At 63.6% G+C, this 21,682-nt stretch carries 18 protein-coding genes; 7 read left to right on the top strand and 11 right to left on the bottom strand.

Translation table 11 applies throughout. The features are described from left to right. Position 1 precedes the first annotated feature (1 nt). From R6U01_RS12500 to R6U01_RS12490, 3 genes are all read right to left on the bottom strand, one after another. The gene (locus tag R6U01_RS12500) at positions 2-1,060 is read right to left on the bottom strand and encodes an ABC transporter ATP-binding protein (protein ID WP_410286782.1); all 1,059 of its coding nucleotides are present in this window, start codon (positions 1,058-1,060) and stop codon (positions 2-4) included. Between the two features lies 1 nt (position 1,061). After that, positions 1,062-2,024, bottom strand: a complete 963-nt coding sequence (locus tag R6U01_RS12495; RefSeq protein ID WP_410286781.1) for an ABC transporter permease — start codon at positions 2,022-2,024, stop codon at positions 1,062-1,064. A gap of 193 nt (positions 2,025-2,217) precedes the next feature. Continuing rightward, positions 2,218-3,324, bottom strand: coding sequence for a hypothetical protein (locus tag R6U01_RS12490; protein WP_410286780.1), 1,107 nt, complete (start codon positions 3,322-3,324; stop codon positions 2,218-2,220). 201 nt (positions 3,325-3,525) lie between these two features. On the opposite strand from R6U01_RS12490, the gene R6U01_RS12485 reads away from it, so the two are divergent. Beyond that, positions 3,526-4,824: an amidase gene (locus R6U01_RS12485; RefSeq protein ID WP_410286779.1), complete on the top strand. Its 1,299-nt coding sequence runs from the start codon at positions 3,526-3,528 to the stop codon at positions 4,822-4,824. Between the two features lie 121 nt (positions 4,825-4,945). On the opposite strand, the gene R6U01_RS12480 is transcribed toward R6U01_RS12485, so the two are convergent. Continuing rightward, positions 4,946-6,184, bottom strand: coding sequence for a Zn-dependent hydrolase (locus tag R6U01_RS12480; RefSeq protein WP_410286778.1), 1,239 nt, complete (start codon positions 6,182-6,184; stop codon positions 4,946-4,948). A gap of 394 nt (positions 6,185-6,578) precedes the next feature. On the opposite strand from R6U01_RS12480, the gene R6U01_RS12475 reads away from it, so the two are divergent. Then, positions 6,579-7,394, top strand: coding sequence for an IclR family transcriptional regulator (locus tag R6U01_RS12475; RefSeq protein ID WP_410286777.1), 816 nt, complete (start codon positions 6,579-6,581; stop codon positions 7,392-7,394). An 865-nt stretch (positions 7,395-8,259) separates the two neighbouring features. Here the strand turns inward: R6U01_RS12475 and R6U01_RS12470 are convergent. Further along, positions 8,260-9,543, bottom strand: coding sequence for a cytosine deaminase (locus R6U01_RS12470; RefSeq protein ID WP_410286776.1), 1,284 nt, complete (start codon positions 9,541-9,543; stop codon positions 8,260-8,262). Between the two features lie 103 nt (positions 9,544-9,646). On the opposite strand from R6U01_RS12470, the gene codB reads away from it, so the two are divergent. Then, positions 9,647-11,041, top strand: coding sequence for a cytosine permease (codB, locus tag R6U01_RS12465; protein ID WP_410286775.1), 1,395 nt, complete (start codon positions 9,647-9,649; stop codon positions 11,039-11,041). 231 nt (positions 11,042-11,272) lie between these two features. On the opposite strand, the gene R6U01_RS12460 is transcribed toward codB, so the two are convergent. Further along, entirely contained in the window at positions 11,273-11,989 is a 717-nt protein-coding gene (locus R6U01_RS12460) for a hypothetical protein (RefSeq protein WP_410286774.1), read from the bottom strand. A gap of 219 nt (positions 11,990-12,208) precedes the next feature. Between R6U01_RS12460 and R6U01_RS12455 the strand changes: the two genes are divergently transcribed. Next, a complete protein-coding gene (locus tag R6U01_RS12455; RefSeq protein ID WP_410286773.1) occupies positions 12,209-12,571 on the top strand; it encodes a hypothetical protein in 363 nt (120 codons plus the stop codon). A 137-nt stretch (positions 12,572-12,708) separates the two neighbouring features. On the opposite strand, the gene R6U01_RS12450 is transcribed toward R6U01_RS12455, so the two are convergent. From R6U01_RS12450 to R6U01_RS12440, 3 genes are all read right to left on the bottom strand, one after another. Further along, positions 12,709-13,671, bottom strand: a complete 963-nt coding sequence (locus R6U01_RS12450; protein WP_410286772.1) for a CPBP family intramembrane glutamic endopeptidase — start codon at positions 13,669-13,671, stop codon at positions 12,709-12,711. A 463-nt stretch (positions 13,672-14,134) separates the two neighbouring features. Further along, entirely contained in the window at positions 14,135-14,992 is an 858-nt protein-coding gene (locus R6U01_RS12445; RefSeq protein ID WP_410286771.1) for an ABC transporter permease subunit, read from the bottom strand. Beyond that, positions 14,989-15,984, bottom strand: coding sequence for an ABC transporter ATP-binding protein (locus tag R6U01_RS12440; RefSeq protein WP_410286770.1), 996 nt, complete (start codon positions 15,982-15,984; stop codon positions 14,989-14,991). The genes R6U01_RS12445 and R6U01_RS12440 overlap by 4 nt, the downstream gene beginning before the upstream one ends. An 87-nt stretch (positions 15,985-16,071) precedes the next feature. Here R6U01_RS12440 and R6U01_RS12435 point away from each other — a divergent pair, with 87 nt between their 5' ends. The 3 genes from R6U01_RS12435 (at position 16,072) to R6U01_RS12425 (ending at position 19,247) form a co-directional block, all read left to right on the top strand. Continuing rightward, positions 16,072-16,776, top strand: coding sequence for a CPBP family intramembrane glutamic endopeptidase (locus tag R6U01_RS12435; protein ID WP_410286769.1), 705 nt, complete (start codon positions 16,072-16,074; stop codon positions 16,774-16,776). A 456-nt stretch (positions 16,777-17,232) separates the two neighbouring features. After that, positions 17,233-18,411 carry a serine hydrolase domain-containing protein gene (locus R6U01_RS12430; protein WP_410286820.1) on the top strand — a complete coding sequence of 393 codons (1,179 nt, stop codon included), beginning with the start codon at positions 17,233-17,235 and terminating at the stop codon, positions 18,409-18,411. 155 nt (positions 18,412-18,566) lie between these two features. Further along, entirely contained in the window at positions 18,567-19,247 is a 681-nt protein-coding gene (locus R6U01_RS12425; protein WP_410286768.1) for a LiaF transmembrane domain-containing protein, read from the top strand. 275 nt (positions 19,248-19,522) lie between these two features. On the opposite strand, the gene R6U01_RS12420 is transcribed toward R6U01_RS12425, so the two are convergent. Further along, the gene (locus R6U01_RS12420) at positions 19,523-20,662 is read right to left on the bottom strand and encodes a cell shape determination protein CcmA (protein ID WP_410286767.1); all 1,140 of its coding nucleotides are present in this window, start codon (positions 20,660-20,662) and stop codon (positions 19,523-19,525) included. 201 nt (positions 20,663-20,863) lie between these two features. Continuing rightward, a partial coding sequence (locus R6U01_RS12415) for a class II histone deacetylase (RefSeq protein WP_410286766.1) occupies positions 20,864-21,682 on the bottom strand: 819 nt, incomplete at its 5' end.

The following is a 21,682-nucleotide window of genomic DNA, read 5'->3' as shown; positions in this document are numbered from 1 at the left end:
ATCAGTCCACCTCCCCCATCTGCGTGACGCTCTGTCCGCCGGTCTCGCCCTGGGTAGGAGCCGCCTCGGACTGGTACAGCTCGTACGCCTCGTCCTTCCGGACGCAGGCGGTCACGTGGCTCGCGTCGTCGTCGTTGACCGGTTCGCTCGGGGGAGCGCCGGCCCGACACTCGGGAGCGGCCCACGGACACCGGTCGGCGAAGCTACAGAAATCGACATCGCCCATCAGTTCGGGCGGATGGCCCTCGATAACCTCCAGTTCGCGTTTCGGCTCTCGGATGTCGGGAAACGCCTCTTTGAACATGAACGCGTAGGGATGCCGGGGGTTGGCGTGTACCGCATCCGTGGTGCCGCGCTCTGCGATCTGACTGGCGTGCATGATGGCGACGCTGTCACAGGACTCGAAGATCACGCTGATGTCGTGGGTGATCAACAGGACGCTCACGTCGAGCTCCGCTTTCATCCGATCGAGGTACTTGAAGATCTGGTCTTGCATGATCACGTCGAGCGCGGTCGTCGGCTCGTCGGCGATCACAAGTTCCGGCTCGAGGAACAGCGCGAGCGCGATGATCGCACGCTGTTGCATCCCGCCGGAGAACTGGTGTGGGTAGTTGTCAATCCGGCTCTCCTGAAGTCCGACGATGTCGAACGTTTCCTTGAGTTTCTCACGGATCTCCTCGTCCGGCAGGTCCGTATGGACGTTTCCGATCTCCAGTGCTTGGTCGCTGACCCGCTGGAGCGGGTCGAGGCTGCTCATCGCACCCTGCGGGATCCACGAGATCTCCTTCCAGCGGATCCGTTCGCTGAGTTCGCTCTCCGACAGGTCCTGTATCTCCTCGCCGCGGTACTTGATCGAGCCGGCCGATATCTGCCCGTTATCGTCCAAGCCGCCGATGACCGACTTCGCGAGCGTGCTCTTCCCGGAGCCGGACTCCCCGGCGAGCCCGAAGAACTCGCCTTCGGAGATGGTGAAAGACGCGTTCGACACGGCCGTGAGCATGCCGCCGTCGGTCTCGTACTGTACCGTGAGATCGTCAATTTCGAGTAGTGGATCACTCATGTTAGGCAGCGATCGCGTTGTTATCTGCCGTTTCGTCGCCGCCCTCGTAGCCGCGTCCGAACATAAACGTCGCAAGGACCGTGATCGCGATCAGCAGTCCGGGCGGTGCCGACCACCACCATGCAGTTGCCATGTATCCGGAGTTGAACGCGTTCCGAATCATCACCCCCCACGAGGGAACGAACGGATCGGCGACGCCGAGAAACGTGAGGCTCGCTTGAAGCATGATCGCGTATCCGACCCCGAGCGACAGGAAGAACACCGCCATCGGTGCCACGTTGGGAAGGATGTGTTTGAATATGATTCTGGGTGTGCTCGCTCCGCTCGCTTTGGCGACCTGCACGAACGGGTACTGTTTCACTTTCAGCGTCTGTGCCCGGATCACCCTGGCCGCCCCCCGCCAGAGTATCAACCCGATCACCATGATCGAGGGAATGAACCCGACCCCGAGGAAGGTGATGAGCACGATGCCGAACGGGATCAGCGGAACGCCGTACACGAAGTCGGTGAACCGCATCAGCACGGTTTCGGTTCTGCCACCGACGTAGCCGGCGGTCACGCCGATCACCGTCCCGATCGAGAGGATCATACCGCCGCCGATGATCCCCGTAATCACAGTAGGACGCGCGCCCACGAGCAGCCTGCTGAGTACATCGTACCCGTTAAACGTCGTTCCCAACGGGTGTGCGAGTGAGGGTGGTGCCGCTCGTAACATCTCGCCGGTCTGTTCGTTGAAGTGGATCTCTTCGACGCCGTACGGGGCGATCACCGGCCCGAACACCCCCATCAGGAGGATGGTCGAGAGAATCCCGAAGTAGAACGCCGTCATCCGATCGCTCAACATGTTTCGGAGGCCGCCCCAGAAATTTCTGAGAATATAACTGTCGCCGAGCGACGATATGCGCTTTTGATCAGATATTGTGCTCACGAACACGTTATCTGCCACTTTTTTGCCAATGTCCATCAACAGAAACAGGAAAGTCATTGAATAAAAGTGCTATGTATAATGTGCCTAAAACAACCCGGGGGACCTATCGAGTGATCAGCACACTTGTAAGCGCAACTCCGAGAGTATCGCCGAGCGCGTGCCACACGGTCGCGCCGGGCTGCCGAGCGAGCGACGGAGGTCCGTGCCGATTTCGCGACGCCTTTCGGCTTCAGTAGGGCCTCGAAAAGTACGGCGCAGTGTGAAGCGTCAGCGTGCGACCGATCCCGTCGGCCACGGCGGCTCGGTACACCTCGGCGCCCCACGCGACGTCTTCCATCGGCAATCCGAGCGAGGAGCAGATCGACCGCCCCTCGGTCGGAGCCGTGTCCGCTCCCCCGACGATTTCGTGGAGCGTTCGGACGTCGGCGAGGTCGAAACCGCCCTCGTCGTCCTCGACCGCAGCGGCGAACGCGCGAGTGAACGTCCAGCCCACCTGCCGTTCGAACTCCAGAGGGTGGCGTGCGACGTCGCAGACGATCCGGTCGTCGTCGAACGCGTCTAGATCGACGTCCAGGTCCCCCAACTGAATCACTGTCGAGTCCGCCGCCAACCACGAGGCATCGAGCCTCGGCGCCGGGGGCCGTGACGCCGCGGCCACGACGACGTCGGCGCCGGTGACGGCGGTCTTCGGAGAGTCGGTCGGAGTGACCCTCGCGGTGACGCGCTCGTCCATCGCGTCGCGAAACGCCTCCGCTTTCCACGCTTCGGGGTGGTGAATCCGTATCTCCTCTAGCGACTCCAGCGCGCCGTCTAGCGAGAGTGCCGCCGCCTGTCCGTTCGCTCCCGGGCCGAGTATCGCCGCCGTCCTCGCACGGTCTCCTTGGAGGTGCTTCGCTCCAAGCGCCGCCATCGCGCCCGTTCGCATGGTGCTCACGACTCCCGCGTCCATCAGCACCAACGGTCGCCCCGTCTCGGGGTCGCTCAGAACGAGTATCGGGCCCGACTGCGGCGGCGCGTCCTCGTCGGGGCGAGCCGTGACAGAGCCGTACCATTTGACGCCGACGGAGTCGATCTCGCCGCCGACGTACGCCGGCATCGCACCGAAACGGCTCCCGGCCCGTACTCGCCCGGCATCGGGTTCGGCGAGCCCGTCCGGAAACGTCGTCATGTGACCGTGCAGATAATGACCGCGTTCACCCATGACGACGCGGTCCCGATGGTACAGTTCGAAGACGCGTTCCATCCGGTCGACGCACCGGGTCGCGTCGGTCGCACCCGCGTCGATCGTCTCGCCCTGTGAGAGGAACCGCAGGTCCTCGGGACGGCGTGTGTCCATGACTCGATATACAAGCGGACCTCGATATAGCTGTACCGGGCCGACCGGACGGGCTGTCGGCGCCTCACGCGAGACCAGGCGGTCGAGTGGGTCGGTTCCGCACTGGCGTCGGTCGATGTCGGCGGTGCCTCGACGCGGCCTCGATCGGCAATACTTCGTCATACCGATCGATATAGATGCGCTGACGGAACACCTAGGTTCGTGTTGTACCACGAGCCCCTGGCGGACACTGCGGACCAGCTGCGAAGCGGACGAATCGACCTCGACGGGTATCTTGACGAACTCGCGGACCGGGTGAGCGCGGTCGAGCCCGAAATTGAGTCCCTCGTCCCCGAGGACGGTCGATGGGATCGTCTGAGGGAGGACGCGGCTGCACTCGCCGAGCGGTACCCGGATCCGGCTGACAGACCGCCCCTGTACGGGGTTCCCGTCGGAGTAAAGGACATCTTCCACGTCGACGAGCTGCCGACGCGAGCCGGATCGGCGCTGCCGCCGGAAACGCTTACCGGCGAACAGGCCGCTTCGGTCTCCGCGCTTCGGGACGCAGGCGCGCTCGTGTTCGGGAAGACGGTGACGACCGAGTTCGCACACATGTCACCCGGTCCGACGCGGAACCCGCACGACACGGGGCGGACCCCGGGTGGATCGAGCAGCGGGTCGGCGGCGGCGGTCGCGGCGGGGCTCTGCCCGGTCGCGTTCGGAACGCAGACGATCGGATCGGTGATCCGGCCAGCGGCGTTCTGTGGGGTCGTCGGATACAAACCGACCTTCGGGCGCATTTCGACTGACGGTGTCATTCCGCTGTCGACGTCCGTCGACCACGTGGGGACGTTTACTCAGGACACGGAGGGAACCGCGCTCGTGGCGTCCCTGCTGTGTGACGGGTGGCGACCGTTACCGCCGCCGTCGACGACGCCGACCATCGGCGTTCCGGACGGTCCCTACCTCGAACAGGCGTCGGACACCGGTCTGAAAGCGTTTGAGGAGCATCTCGACCGGTTGGTCGCGGCGGGATACGACGTGGTTCGGGTCGATGCAATGGCGGATATCGACGCGGTCAATGAGCGACACCAACGGCTCGTCGCCGCCGATGCCGCCGTCGCACACGAGGACTGGTATCGGGTGCACGGCGACGAGTACGCCGACGAGACGAGCGAGCTGATATCGGAGGGAATGGAAGCGACGATGGAGACTGTCGCGGTCGGACGGCGGAGCCGCGATGAGCTTCGCGCCGACCTGACGGCGCTGATGGATCGACACGGGCTCGACCTGTGGATTGCGCCTCCCGCTCCGGGACCGGCTCCGGAGGGGATCGATAGCACCGGCGATCCAGTCATGAACCTCCCTTGGACGCACGCCGGGCTACCGACGGTGACAGTCCCGGCGAGCGAGACCGACGAGGGGCTCCCCCTCGGCGTTCAGTTCTCGGGTCGCTTCGACGCTGACGAGGACGTTATCCGGTGGAGCCACGGCATCGCTGAGACGCTCGCGAGCGAGTGAGTCCGCACCGTGGACGCGGGTCAACACGTCTCTGCGTTCGCGTTCCGCGGCGGAGGGTGACCCTGTCTGTCGAACCCGTTACGCTGCGCCCAGTTCGACGACGGGATTCAATCGAGACCGGTTACGCATCAGTGGTGGCCGTCGCGAGCACGGCGTTCGCGACGGTGTTCGCGGCCCGATAACAGTCGTCCCAACTCGTGTACTCCTGAGGAGTGTGACTCTTTCCGTCCTCGCTGACCGCGAACACCATTCCCGTGTCACAGACGTCGGTCAGGTGAGACGCGTCGTGGTTGCCGCCGCTGAGCAGGCGCAGGGTCTCGTAGCCGAACTCATCGGCGACGTGCTGGACCGTCTCGACGCATCGGTCGTCGAACTCGACGCTCGCGGTCCGAGCGGTCTCTTCGACTTCGTGTTCGACTCCCTCTCTCACCGCCGCCGCGCGCGCTTCCTCGGACAACCGGTCGATGGCTCGATCGAGGACGTCATCCGAGGGATCGCGGACGTCCCACGTGACGGTGGCAGTCTCCGGAATGATGTTGATCGAGTCCGGCTCGACGGCGACCGACCCGACCGTTCCAACCGTTCGCTCCCCGAGTGCCCCCGGGAGCCGTCTGATATTGACGAGGAGTTCTGCGGCCGGCACGCTGGCGTCGTACCGCAGGTGCATCGGCGTGCTTCCCGCGTGGTTGGCTTCGCCGCTGAACGTCACCTCCCCCCACGAGAGTCCGACGACCCCCGTGACGACGCCGACATCGCTCCCGCTTTCCTCGAGATACGGCCCCTGCTCGATGTGGAGTTCGTAGTACGCCTCGTACTCCTCGGCAGGTTCCGCCGGGGCATCGCCCCGATATCCGATCCGTTCCAACTCGTCGAGCAGGCGGACCCCGTCGCGATCTGTCCGCTCGTACTCGGCCTGTAAATCGAACTCGCCGGACCAGACCCCGCTTCCCTGAAGCCCCGGCTGGAAGCGGGACCCCTCCTCGTTGGTCCAGTTGACGATCTCTATCGGATGCGCCGTTTCGCGCTGCTCGTCGCGGAGCGTTCGAAGCAGCTCGAGCGCCGCGACGACGCCCAACTGACCGTCGTAAATTCCGCCGTTCGGCTGTGAATCCAAGTGGGATCCGACGAGCACGGGGTCCGCGTCCGGATCCGTCCCCGGGCGACGACCGAACACGTTACCGAACTCGTCGATCCGGACCGTCAGGTCCAGTTCCCGCAGTTGGTCGACGAACCAGTCTCGAGCGGCTTTGTCGGCATCCGTGAGCGCTAGCCGGTGGAGTCCGCCGTCCTCGGTGCTGCCGATCGTCGCCTGCGTTTCCATCGCGTCCACGAGGCGACCTCTGTCGAGTACAACAGTCACGGCTTCCGCAATACAGACTGTAGATATAATACTGTCGACCAGCCAGATCATCGACGCCGAAGGGCCGCTCCTCCGAGCGACGGGCCGTTCGAGTAGCGGTCCGCCAGACACACCTCCCTGGATCGGCCGTTCCGTGTGGTCCGTTCCGGCCACAGCGAGTGGTTCGCTCCGGGAGAACGCCGTCGAGAGCCGTTTTCGGCCCGTCAGAAGTCGTTCTGTTAATCCGAACGGCAATTCGCTTAGTCGATAGGAACGCACACTATTTTTGCGTTCTCCTCTATCTTATTGACTGAACGTAGTGTTTCACACAGATACGATAGATGATAATAGGTGTTGATGGCGATATTATTCATCATATGCGAACCACTAAGTAACCGGTCGAACGAATAGCGATATGACTCAACGAACCGCGCGAAACGGCTCGGGGACGCGACAGACGGTGTCGAGGTCGTTCGAGGTGATCGAACTCCTCGAGCGAGAGGAGTGCCTCGGCATCACGGAGATCGCCGAGGAGATCGGACTCGCCAAGAGTACGGTCCACGCCTATCTCAAAACGCTCGAACAGTGCGGGTACGTCGTTCAGGAGGAAACGAAGTACAGACTCGCATACAGAGTGTCGCTGCTGGGGGAATCGGTCCGGAAGCAGAGCCGGCTCTTCGTGATCGGGCGTGATGAGATCGACAACCTTGCGGACGAAACCGGGCTATACGCCCACCTTTCCGTGGAAGAAGAGGGCAAGGGGATCAATCTGTATCAGTCGAAGGGAGACGCGGTCGAAAGGTACGACTACCAGAGCAAGAAGGTACAGAAACCGGATCACCTCCACGTGACGGCCACGGGCAAAGCCATACTCGCATCGCTTTCGTCGGAGACCGCCGAATCGATCCTCGACGCTCACGGACTCCCGAGACGAACGCCCCAGACGATAACCGACAAAGAGACCATGCTCGACGAGCTGGCGACGATCAGAGATCGAGGGTACGCGTACAACGACGAAGAGGAAATCAAGGGCTTTCGGGCAGTCGGTGTTTCCGTCTGTAGTCCGAGCGGCGAGGTACTCGGCGCGATCAGTGTCTCTGGCCCGAAAAGTATGCTCGAGAGCAATCGGTTTCGGGACGCAATTCCAGAAGTGGTGACCCGGACCTCGAATCTCATCGAAGTCACGCTCAACATGTCGACCGATTACGCACCCGATGACACAGAGAGGTAATCTCAGGACGTATTTCCGGGGGGTGACGACCGGCTGTTCTGAATACCCGAACAGCTGTCTTGGAAATAGTATTACAGCCGTACGACTGTAACACTAGTGCCGAACGTCTCCAGTCCGCGTTTCGGTCCAGTGTGCTCACGCTCGGAGAAAGAGATGCTGCCGGTCGTCGCTGTACTCGCTGCGGTCCGTGGGACTTTGTCCACCTGTGCGGCGGCGATTCCGCCGGTCGCCGTCGCATGCTGACAGCGGTCCGGGGTGGAGGGGCCCGGTGCTCCCGAGCGCACATCCGAAAAATTCCAATTAATTATATTATATATTAATCTGATAATTTGTCTTGTATGAGCGACCGATTCATCTCGATGATCCTCGGAGCGATGTGATCTCCCGGGAGGTACCCGGGATCATACTGTCCGTTACATCAGCAATGCTCGAAATAATACTATTTCGACGCTGATAGCGCTAAAGTGTCCGTATTCAAAGAGACAACAAAGCGATGGACTTGCTCTACGGTGATTTCACGCCGTTTTCACCTGTCTCTCGTATCGTACGAGAAGAGCCATTAGAACCGCGGATAACGCACTATGAACGAATACACGGATGACCGAGACAAGTCCTCCCCAGAGTCGACCTCAAGACGGTCCAAGCCCTCCGAGAATAATGCCGATCGGCGACAACTTATATATAATAAAACATATGATTTACTGTAATACCCTAAAATTTTATATATTTCCGGACCGCCCAGGCCGAGTCATGTTTCCGTGACTAAGTACTGAATCGGGGCTGTGTCGATCGGGGGATACAGCGTGTTCCTCGCGGCAGCAAATAGCGGCGCGGTCGCGGCGCCTGCGTGCCGGTCCGGAGTTGCTCAGCGGTGGAAATCGACCGTGTGCGGTCCGCTGTCACGCTCGACCCGTGTCACGCTCGGTTCCGTCCGCGCGACGGGCGCACCGTTCCGGAGCACGAGCGTTCTGGGCGCTCGGGTTCGAAGCGCGTTGAACGCGTCGGGGCTGTCGTACACCACGAGCGATCCCTCGTTCCCTTCCTCGAGCCCATAGTCCGTCACGCCGAACACCGACGCGTTGGCGTCGGTCAGCATCTCCCAGAGGGCTGCGACGTCGTCGTGGCCGGCCATGTGCGCGTAGTGGACGAGGATGAACGCGGCGTCGAGCGGGTCGGCGACGCCGTAGTGGTACCACGGATCGAGCACGGAGTCGTGCCCGATACCCACGGTGACGCCCGCCTCCCGGAGTTCGTCGATGCGGGTGTGTCCGCGCCGCCGCGGGTAATCGTCGTAGCTCCCCTGCAGGACGGAGTTGTCCGGCGGGTTCGTCACGACGCTGACGCCGCTGTCGGCGATCAGCGAGACGACCTTCGCCGCGTAGGCGTTGTTGTACGAGTGCAGCGCCGTCGCGTGGCTCGCCGTCGTGCGGTCACCGATCCCGCGTTTGAGCGCTTCGCTGGCGAGCACCTCGGTGAACCGGGAGTTCGGGTCGTCGGTCTCGTCGATGTGCAGATCCAGCGGTCGGTCGTGGCGCTCGGCGAGGTCACAGGCGATCTGCACGCTCTCGACGCCGTCCTCTCGCGTGTGTTCGTTGTGCGGGATCGCGCCGATCACGTCGGCGCCCATCTCGACGGCATCGGTCAGGAGGTCTTCGTGGGTCTCGTCGGTCAGGATCCCGTCCTGCGGGAACGCGACGACCTGCAGGTCAACGATGTCGGCGACCGCGGACTCGAGCTCGAGGAGCGCCTCGACCGTCGTCAGCGACGGGTCCGTCGTATCGGCGTGGGTCCGAATCCGCGTCACGCCGTGGGCCGCGTACCACTCGACGGTCCGCGTCGCGCGCTCGACGATGTCGTCGACGGAGATGTCCGCTTTGTACTCCGCCCAGATCTCGATCCCCTCGGCGAGCGTCCCGCTGGTGTTCCACCGCGGGTCGCCGGCCGTCCCGGTCGCGTCGAGGTGGAGGTGCGGTTCGACGAGCGGTGGCGTCACCAGCCGTCCGGCGGCGTCATAACGGCGGTCCGCCGGCACACCGTCTCGATCGGCCTCCCCGGCAGGCACGATCCGGCCGATCTCGCCGTCCGTGATGACGATGTCTCTGGCTGCCCCGTCCAGCGTCCGACACTCAGTCACGAGATACTCCGTCATACGGGGTGGTCTCCAGAAGTGTAGATATAGCTGTTGTTTGCTCCCGTGAATCAAATGTCGCCGTACTCCCGAGGTTTATACCTGCGAAATCGCAGGGGGAAGTATGGCAGCCGAGGATAAACGATCAGTAATTCGTCAGTTCGTATTCGGTGACGAGGAGTTGCCGGATCCCGACTACCCGATCGACCACGTGCCGCCGGACGAACGCAAGGGCCTCGTCAGCATCTCCGCGGTTCTCCTCGGGTTCGTGTTCTTCGCCGGCACGCTGTGGGCGGGCGCCGGCGTCGGCGCGGCGATGGGGTTCGGGCCGATGTTGACGGCGATGGCCGTCGGCTACCTGATTCTGGGGGTGTACGTCGCGACGCTCTGTGGCATCGCCGCGAAAGCGGGCTTGACGACGGTCTTACTGGCGCGCTACAGCTTCGGACGCTGGGGGGCCAAGTTCGCTGACCTGCTGCTCGGTGGGACACAGGTCGGCTGGTTCGGCGTCACGATTCCGCTCATTGCGATCCCGACCGCGAAGTTCTTCGAGCTTAATACGCCGACCTTCAGCGCGATGCTGATCGTGGTCTGGGGCGTCTTGCACCTCGCGACGGCGTACTTCGGCTACGAGGGGATGGAGAAGCTCTCGCTCGTCGCCGTCCCGTTCCTGGTCGTCGTCGGGCTGCTTTCGATCGGCATCGCGACCCAAGACGCGGGCGGGCTCGACGGCCTGCTCGGCCAGACCGGCACCGGCGAGATGGGCTTCGCCGCGGCCGTGACGATCGTCGTCGGCACGTTCATCAGCGGGGGGACGCAGGCGCCGAACTGGGCGCGGTTCGCCGTGAACTCGAAGATCGGGTTCTGGGCGGGACTGATCGCGTTCCTCGTCGGGAACGGCTTCCTGTTCATCTCCGGCGCCGTCGGCGGCGTGGTATACGACGTGACGCCCGCCGGCGACCTCTACGAGGTCCTCGCCGCACAGGGGCTCGCCGCGGTCGGGCTCATCGCGCTGATACTGAACATCTGGACGACGAACGACAACGCCGCGTACGCGTTCGGCGTCGCCGGCAGCGAGGCCTTCGAATTCGACCGGAAGCGACCGTTCGTCTTGGCCGGCGGCGCGATCGGTATCGGGCTCGCGTTAGTGGGTGCCGACGGTCTGCTGCTCCCGTGGCTCTCCACGCTCGGCCAGTACGTCCCGCCACTCGGCGGGGTCATCATCGCCGACTTCCTGCTGTGCTGGAAGATGGACATCCCGAAGATGAAGGACGTCCGGTTCACCGGCGTTCGCTGGATCGCGGTCGGCGCGTACGCGGTCGGCGCGCTGGTCGCGGTGCTCACTGCCGGGCAAGTCGTTCCCGGCGTCGCCGCGCCACAGGTGCTCCCCGGCCCGGCGGGAGCGGCGTTGAACGGCCTTCTCGCATCGTTCGTCGCGCACACGCTCGCGTACTACCTCCTCGAACGGCGCGGATTCGTCCCGGGACACGAGGTTGCGGCAAACGCGGACCGGCTCTGAGGGGAGACCGCTTCCGGGAGCGACGTGACGCGCTGAGACACGCCGGGTGGTGGCGTTGCCGGGAGAGTGGAATCGGATCGTCTTCTCACGAGGAACTCGCACCGTCGTTTTCAGCGACGAGTGTCGAATAGACGGCACCGACGGAGGGGTGCAGTCCGGTGAAACACTGGCGTGGTATACCGAACAGCTCCGAGCGCGTCGTCGTCTCGTCGGCCGGTCTGCGACCGTCCGTCACCCTACTTCGATCGTCTCGACGTATCGGAGGAAGGCTTCTAGCACTTGATTCTTCGTGTAGTGGATCACTTCTGAGTCGGCGTCGTACTGGATGATGCCGGCGTCTTGGAGCCTCGGGAGGCGGACGTGGACGAGTTCCATCCGGACTTTCTCGCGTGACGGCGCATCGCGGACCGGTAGCGACCGATCGATACTGTGGACTTCCTCAACGAGCTGATCGAGTGGAATCTCTTCGGCCGACTGGCTCTTCAAGTTGTACAACAGCGTGCGCCGGCGCGGGGACGTCACTAGTTCCAGCAGTGTCTCGAAGGAGTACCGCATCGGCACTGCTTCGGAGCGGTTCGGATCGGTCTTTGCCGTTCCGCCCGGCGGCGGCGTCGTCGAACCGAACGTCGGTGCCGTCGTCGTTCTCTCGTGCTCGATCGGGATCCAGCCGTCGTCCGAGGAATACTCGATCACCGACTCGTACAACGGTCGAAGCGTCGCTACCGTCAGTGTGGGGAGGTCGGTGTCCGTCTCGCGTCGCCAGATCGACAGTCGATCCGTCGGGGACGCCGTGAGAGTGACAGACAAGACGTTGGTCTCAGCGGGCGGATCCCGGGTCAACAGATCGACGCAGGCACCGTTATCGGTCGGACCGAGCAACGGAGCGAGAAGGAGAATAGACGACGAGTTGGCGACGTAGTTGTTGAGTGTCTGTGGCGAATCCGTCATTGGCTCGTAATTGATAACCGATTAACAAGAAATCGGTGTTCCACCTCAGATACTGATACTGATCGGTACCCGGCCTCCGGTCATATCCGTTTCGGGGCGAGATCGAGTGGAGGATCCCGCCAGAGCCCGGATATGAACCGCAGTCGTGCCGGTGGTCTGGGGTCGTTCACTGGATATTCAAAGGCGAATCCTTTTCATCGGGTCGACAGAGTGTCTCCTATGACAGAGGGGTTACAGCCAACCGAGGAATACGACGGGGGGCTGCGGGTCAAACTGCTCGACGATGACGCCGGGATCCGAGAGATTCCATGCTCCTCGTATACAGACGCGATAGCGGTGGTGAAAGACCGTCGGTACGACGTCACTGCGGCGAAGATCATCGATCGAGACGGCGAGGTCGTCTTTACGTCTGCCGAGATGGATATCGACGTCTGGGAATCGATCTGGCGACGGGAAAAGCGCCGTGAAGCGCTGAACGTGGAAGAACGAGCGTGTCCGTACGACAGTCTCTCGTGTTTCCCTGATGATCTCTGCGTGCGGTGTGAGATAGATACCCTGCAAAACACAGTCTCTCGCGATTAACCAACGGGCCAGACACTCAGGTGGTTCGTCGTGAGTGAAGATCCGACGAACGGGTCCGAAACACCTCTGGACGGCGGCTTCATGTCCGTGGTGAATCTCGATTCGGCTGTCCCGTTCGGTCTCTCGGCTAGGCGTGGTTACGCCCACGGCGACAGCGGCTCCCCCGTCGTGATCCGCTCGTCGGCGAGAAACCGGTCGTGGAGGACGCAAGTGACGACGGCCACGACCGCCGCGCCGATTCCGGCGACCCCGACGGCGGCGGTAAGCAGGTTCCCGGCACCGGTCAGGTAGACCAGCGAGAGCGAGCCGACCGCGTTGAACGATCCGTGGAAGAACGTGGCGGCGAGGACGGACCGCGCCCGGACGGTCAGGTACGTGAACACCGGCGACGCGGCGACGGTCCAAACAGTCATCGTCGCGACGCCCGCTATCGGTGCCTCCGGGAAGTTGTGACCCTGAAGTATGATCGGCGCGTGCCAGACCCCCCAGACCGCGCCCGTGACGCCAGAGAGCCGCCAGAACCCCAGCGTCGAAAGCTCCGTCAACAGCAGCCCGCGCCAGCCGAGTTCTTCCCCGAGAGCCGCGACGGCGTTGATCGTCACCCCGGCGACGAGCCCCTGCCCCACGAACAGGACGATCGGCGGAACCGGGAGCCCCTCAAGAAGGGCGAGTGATCGCTCGATCTGCTCCTCGGAGAATCCCTGCTCGGCGAGGAACGCGCCGTAGTCCGTCGTGATGGAGATGCCCGGGAGTGCCACCCCGATTCCGAGGGTCGCGGCCAGGAGCGCGACCGGGGCCAGCCACGCCACCACGCTCCAGCGGAGCCGCCCCCGGACGAGACCAATGCCGGCACGGACCGGCTCCCCGGTCCGCAGCTGGACCACGACCGCGGCGACCCCGGGAGCCCACATGAAGAAGATCACCACGAGCACGGTGCTCGCAATCGTGTTGTACTCGACGCCGACGAGATACAACGCGGCCGCCGCAGTCCACGAGATGCCGAACGCGAGCGCGACGAACGCAGCGATCTTTCCCTTGTCGACCGCCGAACCGCCTCGACGGTGCTTCGTCTCCTCCCGAATGGAATCCGGTTCAGACATGTTACTGAGTTATAAACCGACCTCGGCTCTCGGCTCGAAGAACCGGCTCACGACGGGAGACACGGACCCGATCCCGACGTGGGTCCCCCGACGCACGACACGGAGTCCGCTCACCGGAGGCCGGGATCCACAAACGGGACCACGATGACTACCTCCGCTCGAACCTCGGACTTCACTCATGTTCGCCACGTTACGCGTCGAGGTAGTAATAAATAACAGTCAGCGTGGCGTCTGTCCCCCACCATAACACCGTTTCGGTGAACAAAACTACTGTGCTTCTCAAGCGCAGCGGCACCGGAGGTTCACGGGGTCTCTGTTCAGCATATCGCTTGCAGCGATCAACCGTTTCGGACGAGAGGACGACTGAAAAAGAGGATTTCAACAGCGTCTGTCCGAAGCTGCTGCACGTGCGCTGCCTATTCCTCGCATCCATCGAAGCCTCTCACCGGTTCCACGAGGACGATCAGCTCAGATCGGCTCGGCGGAACCAGAGATACCCGACGAGAAGCGGGGCGACAGCCCAGGCGAACAGGATAAGCACGAAGACCGTTGGATCAAGATAGCCGGGTGTCGGGCCAGCGAGCCGCCCTTCCACTGCAGTTCCACCGAGCAACAGCCGTTGGACGAGCGCGTTGTACGCTCCGGTCGGACTGAACCCCTGCACGAGGAGGAACCACGCGGGTACAACTGTGCCAGGCGTCTCACCAGTGACCAGCACGTGACCGATGAAGGGAACCAGATCCCAGAGGAGCGTCGACCCGAGGTACGCCGTGATCGCCACGGTCATCGCCCGACCTCGTGTCGCCGTAACGGCCGAGATCCCGATGGCGACGCCGACGAATGAAACGCCGAGAAGGACGGTCAAAAGTGTGGTTCCGAGGAACGCTCCCACTGGGAGCCCACCGTAGAGAACCGCCGTGACGACGCCCGAAACCACGAACCCCAGCGCGAGTCCGATGGCGACGACACCACTCCGACCGAGAAACTTCCCGAGGAGCACTTCGCCCCGCGACGGCGGGAGTCCAAGGATCACCTTCAGGCTCCCCGATTCCCGCTCGCCGGCGATCGCGAGATAGGCGGCGATCAGCGCCATGATCGGGACGAGGAGTCCCGCGAACTGCGACGCGCCGCCGATAGCCATCTCGGCGCCGCCGATAGCCGTCTCGGCACCGCCTTCGACGTCGGGAATGAGCAGCGAGATGCCCGCCGACAGCGACGTCATCACGGCGATGATTCCGACGATTCCCCAGATCATTCGCGACCGGAGGGCGTCGGCGAATTCTTTTCGAGCGATCGTCAGCCAGATCGCGGTTGGCGTCATCGCTTCCCCTCCGAGTCGGTGACTCGCGTGGGTGCGTCACCGGTGTAAGCGCTGAACAGATCCTCCAACGATGACTCCTCGATCGTCACGTCAAGAATTGCGGCGCCGTCCTCGCGTACACGGTCAATCACGTCGACTTTGGCGGTGACGTCGTCGACACTGACTCGAATCGTCCGGTCATCGACTACGACATCGGAGACACCGACGATCTCCGCGAGGGTCAGCGATTCCGGGACGGTATTGACGGTAAGCGTTACCGTTGATTCCGTTCCGAGCGCGTCACGAAGCCCGTCGATCGAATCGATAGCGACGAGTCTGCCGCGGTCGAGTATCGCGACGCGGTCACAGACGGCTTCGACCTGACTGAGAATGTGGCTGGAGAAGAAGACGGTCTTCCCCCGGTTAGCGTGGTCTCTGGCGATCTCGCGGACGAGGCGAACGCCGTTAGGGTCGAGTCCCGATGACGGCTCGTCGAGTATCAACAGGTCGGGATCGCCGACGAGAGCAATCGCGAGGGCTAATCGCTGCATCATCCCCTTCGAATAGCCACCGACGACACGGTCAGCGGCTGTAGCGTCGAGACCGACTCGATCGAGGAGGTCGTCGACAGCGTCGTCGGACCGTTTCAACGAAATCGCATACTCTAGGTGTTTGCGACCGGTGAGGCGGTCGTAGAGTCCGTATCCGTCCGGGAGAATACCGACTCGTTCGTGGATTTTCCTCGTCTCCGTTTGGGCATCGAGACCGAGGACGGTTGCACTCCCAGCCGACGGGCGGACGTAGTCCATGATCACGTCGATCGTTGTGGACTTTCCGGCGCCGTTCGGCCCGAGAAAGCCGAATATCTCGCCCTCGTAGACGGTCAGATCGAGATCCTCAACAGCGAGAACGTCCGTTCCGTAGCGTTTCGTCAATCCGACCGTCTGAATGGCGATCGCCTCGTCATCGGCTGATTCCATCGACTCAGACAACGCATGAGAATGAGTTTCCATACCGTCCGTACAGGCACATCTGTCAAAATCTTATGGTATTGTCGCTTCCTGGGAATCAATTTATGAGTGAAACGACATCGGTAGTGTATGACATCTCTGAGGGAGTCGGAGACGTCGGCACGTCGGGCCTCCCGTCGTCTGGTTCCTATCGCGATTCTCTGGACGGCGCTCGCGCTCGTCGCGCTGGTGGTTACTCCGCTGATACTGCGGACGACGACGCCGATCTTCCACGTTTTCTGGTTGGTTGTTCCGTTACTCAGTCTCGTTCGACATCGCGACACCGACCGTATCGCATTCCGGACTCCCGACCGTGAGCAGGGGCTTCGAACAGCGGTCGCCGCAGGTATCGCGTATGGGATTCTGCTCGTCCTCGTTGAACCGTGGAGCGGTGTCTATGATCGCTTGCTCGTCCTCGCACTCGAAGGTCCGGATCCAACGTTCGCGTGGGTAGTCCGGATCGATGGGTTGGGTGGATGGGTTGGGCTAGCGCTGTTCGGCGGCTTCGTGACGCTGTATAGCGAGGAACTGTTCTTCCGAGGCTGGTTGCTACAGTCGTTAAACCGCCGGACCCGACCGAGAGTGGCAGTCGTCGGCCAGGCGGTCGTATTCACCGCTTTTCAATCAATCCCGGTCTTCTTTTTCGAACCGCTCCAGGCTGCGCTGTATCTCCTCGTATACGCCTTCGGGCTCGGCGTGATCGTCGGCGCGGCCGCCCAACGAACACAAAGCATCTGGCCGGGGTTGGTCGTCGTGACTGCCGCGAACCTCGTTCTCACCGCAATACTCGTCTGAAACCGCCGTACGGAACCAGTCGAACCGTCGCATTCGAGTCTTGTCCAGAGCGTGAGAGCAACCCGTGGACGAACCTCGTCTTCGCGTCGGCGCCGGGAAGACGCTCCGGACCTCGGTTGTTAACTCTGAGAACGTCGTGACAGTACACGCCTACTTGGTTGATCGTATCGCTGCAAGCGCACCGATCCGGGGGGCAGCTCTCGGTGCGGGGTTTCCGCGAACGGACCGGGTTGCCCAATCGTGGAGAGAGTCACGGCGAGGAAGTAGGGAGAGGGAGGCCCAACTATCGGCGGGCGGGTCGCGTTGCCCTCGACTCGCGGCGGCCGAGGCGAACGTTCAATGAACATACCGGGCAAAGGCAATACGAGAGCGATGCGGACACCACAGAACGACGGCGAAACCCCGACCGACACCGACGGCTGACCCGCTGGAACGCGCCGGCGTGTCCTCCGATTTCTGGGGGGACTCGGCGCGGCGGGCGTCATCGCTGGGGGCGGGTGGCTGCGACGCACCCAGTACCTCCATGCCGACCGTGACCGCACTGACCTCGGCGGTCGGCCGCGGAGGGACCCTCGCGTCACCGGGCCGAATGCTCGGCGAGTTCCGTCGAGTCGATATCAGTGCGTCCTCGACGGGTCCAGTGACCGTCGTGACCAGACCGGGCTCCAGGCGTCCATTCGCTTCGGCGACGGTACCTGCTGGCGCGGCGTCGCCGGACACGCCGACCACGACCGCCAACGACAACTCGGCGCGGCCCACCACCTCTACATCGGGAGCGTCACGAAACTGTTCACAGCCACACTCGTCCTCCGTCACATCCAACGCGGCGTGGTCTCACTCTCAGATTCGATCGATAACTGGGTCGATCTGGACGACGACAGTGGAATCACCGTTCGAATGCTCCTTAACCACACCAGCGACGTCCCGAGCTACACCGAAGATCCTTGGTTCATCGCCCGGTACTTCGGTCGTCCGACGAAACGGTGGACCCCGACCGAACTCGTCGATGTCGTTCGGGGGGACAGCCTCCGCTTCCGACCCGGTGCGCGTCACGAATACTCGAACTCGAACTACCTCCTCCTCGGCGTCGTCCTCGAACGCGCGACGGGAACCCCGTACCGAGATCTCCGCGGCCAACTCGTCCGCGACGAGCTCGGACGCGATCGGACGTACTATTTAGGATACCCCGCGACTGCACCGATCGCGAACGCCTACGACGAATCAATCTTCAAAATCGGTCGGAGCGACCTCACGGGATTCCGTACGTCGCTCGAAACGGGCGCATACGCCGCTGGCGGCATCCTCTCGACAGCCCCGGACGTCACCGAAGTCGTGAACGATCTCTTCAACGGCCGCGTCCTCGACGAATTGACCCTCGCCGAGATGCGGACGTTCATTGACGCCCCCGACAAGGACGTCACGACCCAGGGGGAGTACGGCCTCGGCCTCAGACATCTCCGCATCGACGGCGAGGACCTCTACGGGCACACCGGCACCATCCCGGGGTACTCCGCGGTCGCCCTGCACCACGAAGAGCCCGAATACACGATCGCCGTCCTCAGCAACGTCTCTACGGTCGACCAAACAGGAATCTACGGCGCTCTCCAACGTCTCACTCTCGAGGAATACTACTAACGCACTCACCGTCGAATTTCGCTCGGGTCCCGGAGGAGTGTGAACGCGCCGATGTGAGACGTCGTCGGGGTCGTCCAGGCGCCTCGATCGGCTCTCGGACCGCGTCCTGACAACCATAGATAACATTCATGGCAGTCCTCTGAGTGCGTGCAGGTATGCCAGTATCGAAGCGAGTGTCGACGCAGGAACTGCTCGGTGCGGTCGTCGTGATCGTCGGGATCATACTCTTGCTCGACACTACCGGCGTCGCCGAAACGGGACCGCTTCTTATCTACGTGCCGTCGCTTTTCGTCCTTTTCGGTCTGTACGCGCTGGTCCAAAGCGGATTCCGAAACCTGTTCGGCCCGCTCTTGCTGATCGTGCTGGCCGGTGCCTGGCAAATAGCGGCGCTCGACCTCGTTCCGGAGGCCGACCTGGTCTCCTTCTGGCCCGCTCTCATCATCCTCTTTGGCGTCTCACTGCTACTGGGGCGGCTGCGAACGAAAGCGGTGGAGGTCGGCGATCAAAGCGTGGACGGCATCGCCGTCTTCGGCGGTCGGAACGAGCGCGTGACTTCCTCGCGGTTCACCGGTGCGGACCTGACCGCGATCTTCGGCGGGTACGAACTCGATTTGCGTGATGCCGAGGTGGCCGACCGTCCGGCGCGGATCAGCGCCGTCGCGATGTTCGGCGGCGTCGACGTCATCGTTCCCCGGAGGTGGAACGTGCGCCTCGACGTGTTACCGATCTTCGGCGACGTAGAGGACGAACGCCCGCGACGCAAAGAGGAACACGAGGAGATCGACCTAATCGTGACCGGCTTCGTCGCCTTCGGCGGGATCAGCGTGAACGACTGACGGCGGTCTCAAAATCGTTTTTAACTCCGTTCGAAGCGGACTCCAACCTCCCCGTCGCTCTTCGAGATCGCCGGATCGGGGGAACTCCCCATGGTTCCCTTCGGACCGCGGTACCGGGCGACTGGATAGCCCGCTGTGGTCGTGGCGGCTCCCGAACCGCCGGAAGGAACCGGCGGATCTGTCGTCTCCGAGGACGGTCGGACGCCGGGAGGCCCGCTGACCGTCTCCCGGCGACGTCTCGAAGCTCGGAAGCGACACCCGGCCGTTGACCGCACTCACCGACCCTTCGTCAGCCGTTCCGTGGAAGAGCCGGTGGGTGACTCGCTGAACGACTCGTCGAACGTCGTCTGTCGATCGCTGGGACCCGACCGTCGCCGGGTCCGGAACGAGTCGAGGAGTTCCGAGGCGAGTGCGCCCAGTCCCAACAGCAGCGCACCGAAGACGAGGAATCCGCCCAAGACCGGGACCGCGCCCAGAATGGCGAACCCGACGAGGCCGGCCGCGAGCGCCAGCCACCGGTCGTCTCGTCCGGCCAGTCGGAGAACCCATGCACCCACGGCATACTGGCCGTAGACGATCCCGACCCAGACCGCGAGTCCGAACGCGACGGCGCCGAGGAGGGCGAGCGGAATGCCGATGACCGTGATAGCGATCAGGGCCAAGAGAACCGGACCGCCGACGAGCGTCAGCAGTCCGACCCCGCCGGTTTTCGCGGGCTCGTCGGAGACACGCCCCGCGACTCTCGCCGAGAAGGCCGGGAAGAGAGTGAGCAGAACGGCCCCGAGCACGAGATTCGCGAGGAGGCTGTAGACCCACGTCAGCCAGTTGGGGAACGCGAAGGTGCCGACGTTGCCCCGGAGGGTCGAATCCTCCACGACGCCGCCCGCGACCGTCGCGGCGGGATCTTGCGTGAACCGGGCGGCCTCGTAGCGGAACTCGCCACCGATATCCGCGTTCGGTCCAAGCACGATCGTCTCAGCGCCCACACGGACGTCGCCGTCGATCCGACCGTCGATGCGGACGTATTCAGCGCCCACACGGACGTCGCCGCCGATCGTGGCGGTCTCGGTCACTTGGACGTTTCCGCTGCCGGCACTGACGTCGCCGCCGACCACGCCGTCAACGCGGACGTCTCCGGCGGCGCCGGAGATCGACCCATCGACGCGCCCACTCTCGGCAACGAAAATCGTCCCGGCGGCGCCGGAGACGTCACCCGTGACGGTTCCTCGGACCACGATGCTCCCCGCGAGTGCGTCGACGCTGGAGACGGTCTGGCCCTCTTCGACGACAACGGTACCCGACGCCCCCTGAACGGGCTGCGCCGCCGCGACGCCCGTCGCCGTCGAAAGGACGAGCACCGCAACGAGGGCGACCACGACGCCTCGGCGTCCCGCCGTCCCGAGTGATGGGATCATGCCTCACATGTCGACCTAAATGGTTAAAAAATTGATGTGCATCCCCGCCGAGGTGAGACGCACCGGTCCTCGCTCCAACCGCCGTGACCCGGGGGAACACACCGTTCCACGGCGAGAGGGGTCGCCGCTCATCAGTCCCGGAACACCGGCGCTCCAGGTTCAGGTCGCTCTGACGGCCCTTCGAAAGACCGCGGCACCTCGCTAGTCGAACACGGGTGAGTCGCGGTGGTGGTCGACGGCCCGGTCGAGCCACTCGTCGACCAGGTCGGTCGGCTCGTCGAGGAATTCGAAGGGGTCGCCGGTTCCGTACCCGTCGAGATCCACCGTTCGACCCAGCGCGCCTTCGAAGACGCCGAGGGTAGCGAACGAGAGGTGTGCGGGCTGGTAGCCGCCCTCTTGGATCAGCGCGAGCGCCCCGTCGGCAGTCTCGTCGGCGAGGGTTCGGACCCGATCGCCCATCCGCCGGAACCCCTCGCGGGTCACGATGTTTCGCCCGTTCATGTCCGCCGGACCGGCGTCTTGGCCGGCGCTGACGAGGACGAGGTCGGGGTCGAACCCCGCGACGGCCGGTTCGACGACTCGGTCGAAGAACGCCTCGTAGCCCCGGTCTCCGGTGCCCGGCGGAAGCGGGACGTTGAGCGTGTATCCCTCGCCGTCGCCCTCGCCGAACTCCTCGATCGAGCCCTCTTGGGGGTGGCGTTCGGGATTCCAGGAGCCGTGATCGTTGTGCGCGCTCACGAAGAGCACGTCGTCCCGGTCGTAGAACGCCTCCTGCGTGCCGTTACCGTGGTGGACGTCCCAGTCGATTATTGCGACCCGGTCGGCCGCGCCGTCGGTGGCGAGCGCTGCCTCCGCGGCGAGCGCGACGTTGTTGAGGTAACAGAACCCGTCGGCGCAGTCGGGCTGGGCGTGGTGGCCGCTGGGGCGACACAGCGCGTACGGGAGCGCCTCCCGACCGTCGTCCTTCGCCCCGTCGAGCGCCTGCCCGGCGGCGGCGATGGCCGCCCCGGCCGCGACGCG

The organism is Halorubrum sp., from assembly GCF_046498025.1.
GTDB lineage: Archaea > Halobacteriota > Halobacteria > Halobacteriales > Haloferacaceae > Halorubrum.
Note: the sequence above shows the minus strand (reverse complement) of the source record. Positions and strands in the feature narration are given on the sequence as shown.

Coding starts and splice junctions, on each gene's coding strand:
- R6U01_RS12500 (WP_410286782.1), bottom strand. CDS start 1,060: ATGAGTGATCCACTACTCGAAATTGACGATCTCACGGTACAGTACGAG.
- R6U01_RS12495 (WP_410286781.1), bottom strand. CDS start 2,024: ATGGACATTGGCAAAAAAGTGGCAGATAACGTGTTCGTGAGCACAATA.
- R6U01_RS12490 (WP_410286780.1), bottom strand. CDS start 3,324: ATGGACACACGCCGTCCCGAGGACCTGCGGTTCCTCTCACAGGGCGAG.
- R6U01_RS12475 (WP_410286777.1), top strand. CDS start 6,579: ATGACTCAACGAACCGCGCGAAACGGCTCGGGGACGCGACAGACGGTG.
- R6U01_RS12470 (WP_410286776.1), bottom strand. CDS start 9,543: ATGACGGAGTATCTCGTGACTGAGTGTCGGACGCTGGACGGGGCAGCC.
- codB (WP_410286775.1), top strand. CDS start 9,647: ATGGCAGCCGAGGATAAACGATCAGTAATTCGTCAGTTCGTATTCGGT.
- R6U01_RS12460 (WP_410286774.1), bottom strand. CDS start 11,989: ATGACGGATTCGCCACAGACACTCAACAACTACGTCGCCAACTCGTCG.
- R6U01_RS12455 (WP_410286773.1), top strand. CDS start 12,209: ATGACAGAGGGGTTACAGCCAACCGAGGAATACGACGGGGGGCTGCGG.
- R6U01_RS12450 (WP_410286772.1), bottom strand. CDS start 13,671: ATGTCTGAACCGGATTCCATTCGGGAGGAGACGAAGCACCGTCGAGGC.
- R6U01_RS12445 (WP_410286771.1), bottom strand. CDS start 14,992: ATGACGCCAACCGCGATCTGGCTGACGATCGCTCGAAAAGAATTCGCC.
- R6U01_RS12440 (WP_410286770.1), bottom strand. CDS start 15,984: ATGGAAACTCATTCTCATGCGTTGTCTGAGTCGATGGAATCAGCCGAT.
- R6U01_RS12435 (WP_410286769.1), top strand. CDS start 16,072: ATGACATCTCTGAGGGAGTCGGAGACGTCGGCACGTCGGGCCTCCCGT.
- R6U01_RS12425 (WP_410286768.1), top strand. CDS start 18,567: ATGCCAGTATCGAAGCGAGTGTCGACGCAGGAACTGCTCGGTGCGGTC.
- R6U01_RS12420 (WP_410286767.1), bottom strand. CDS start 20,662: ATGATCCCATCACTCGGGACGGCGGGACGCCGAGGCGTCGTGGTCGCC.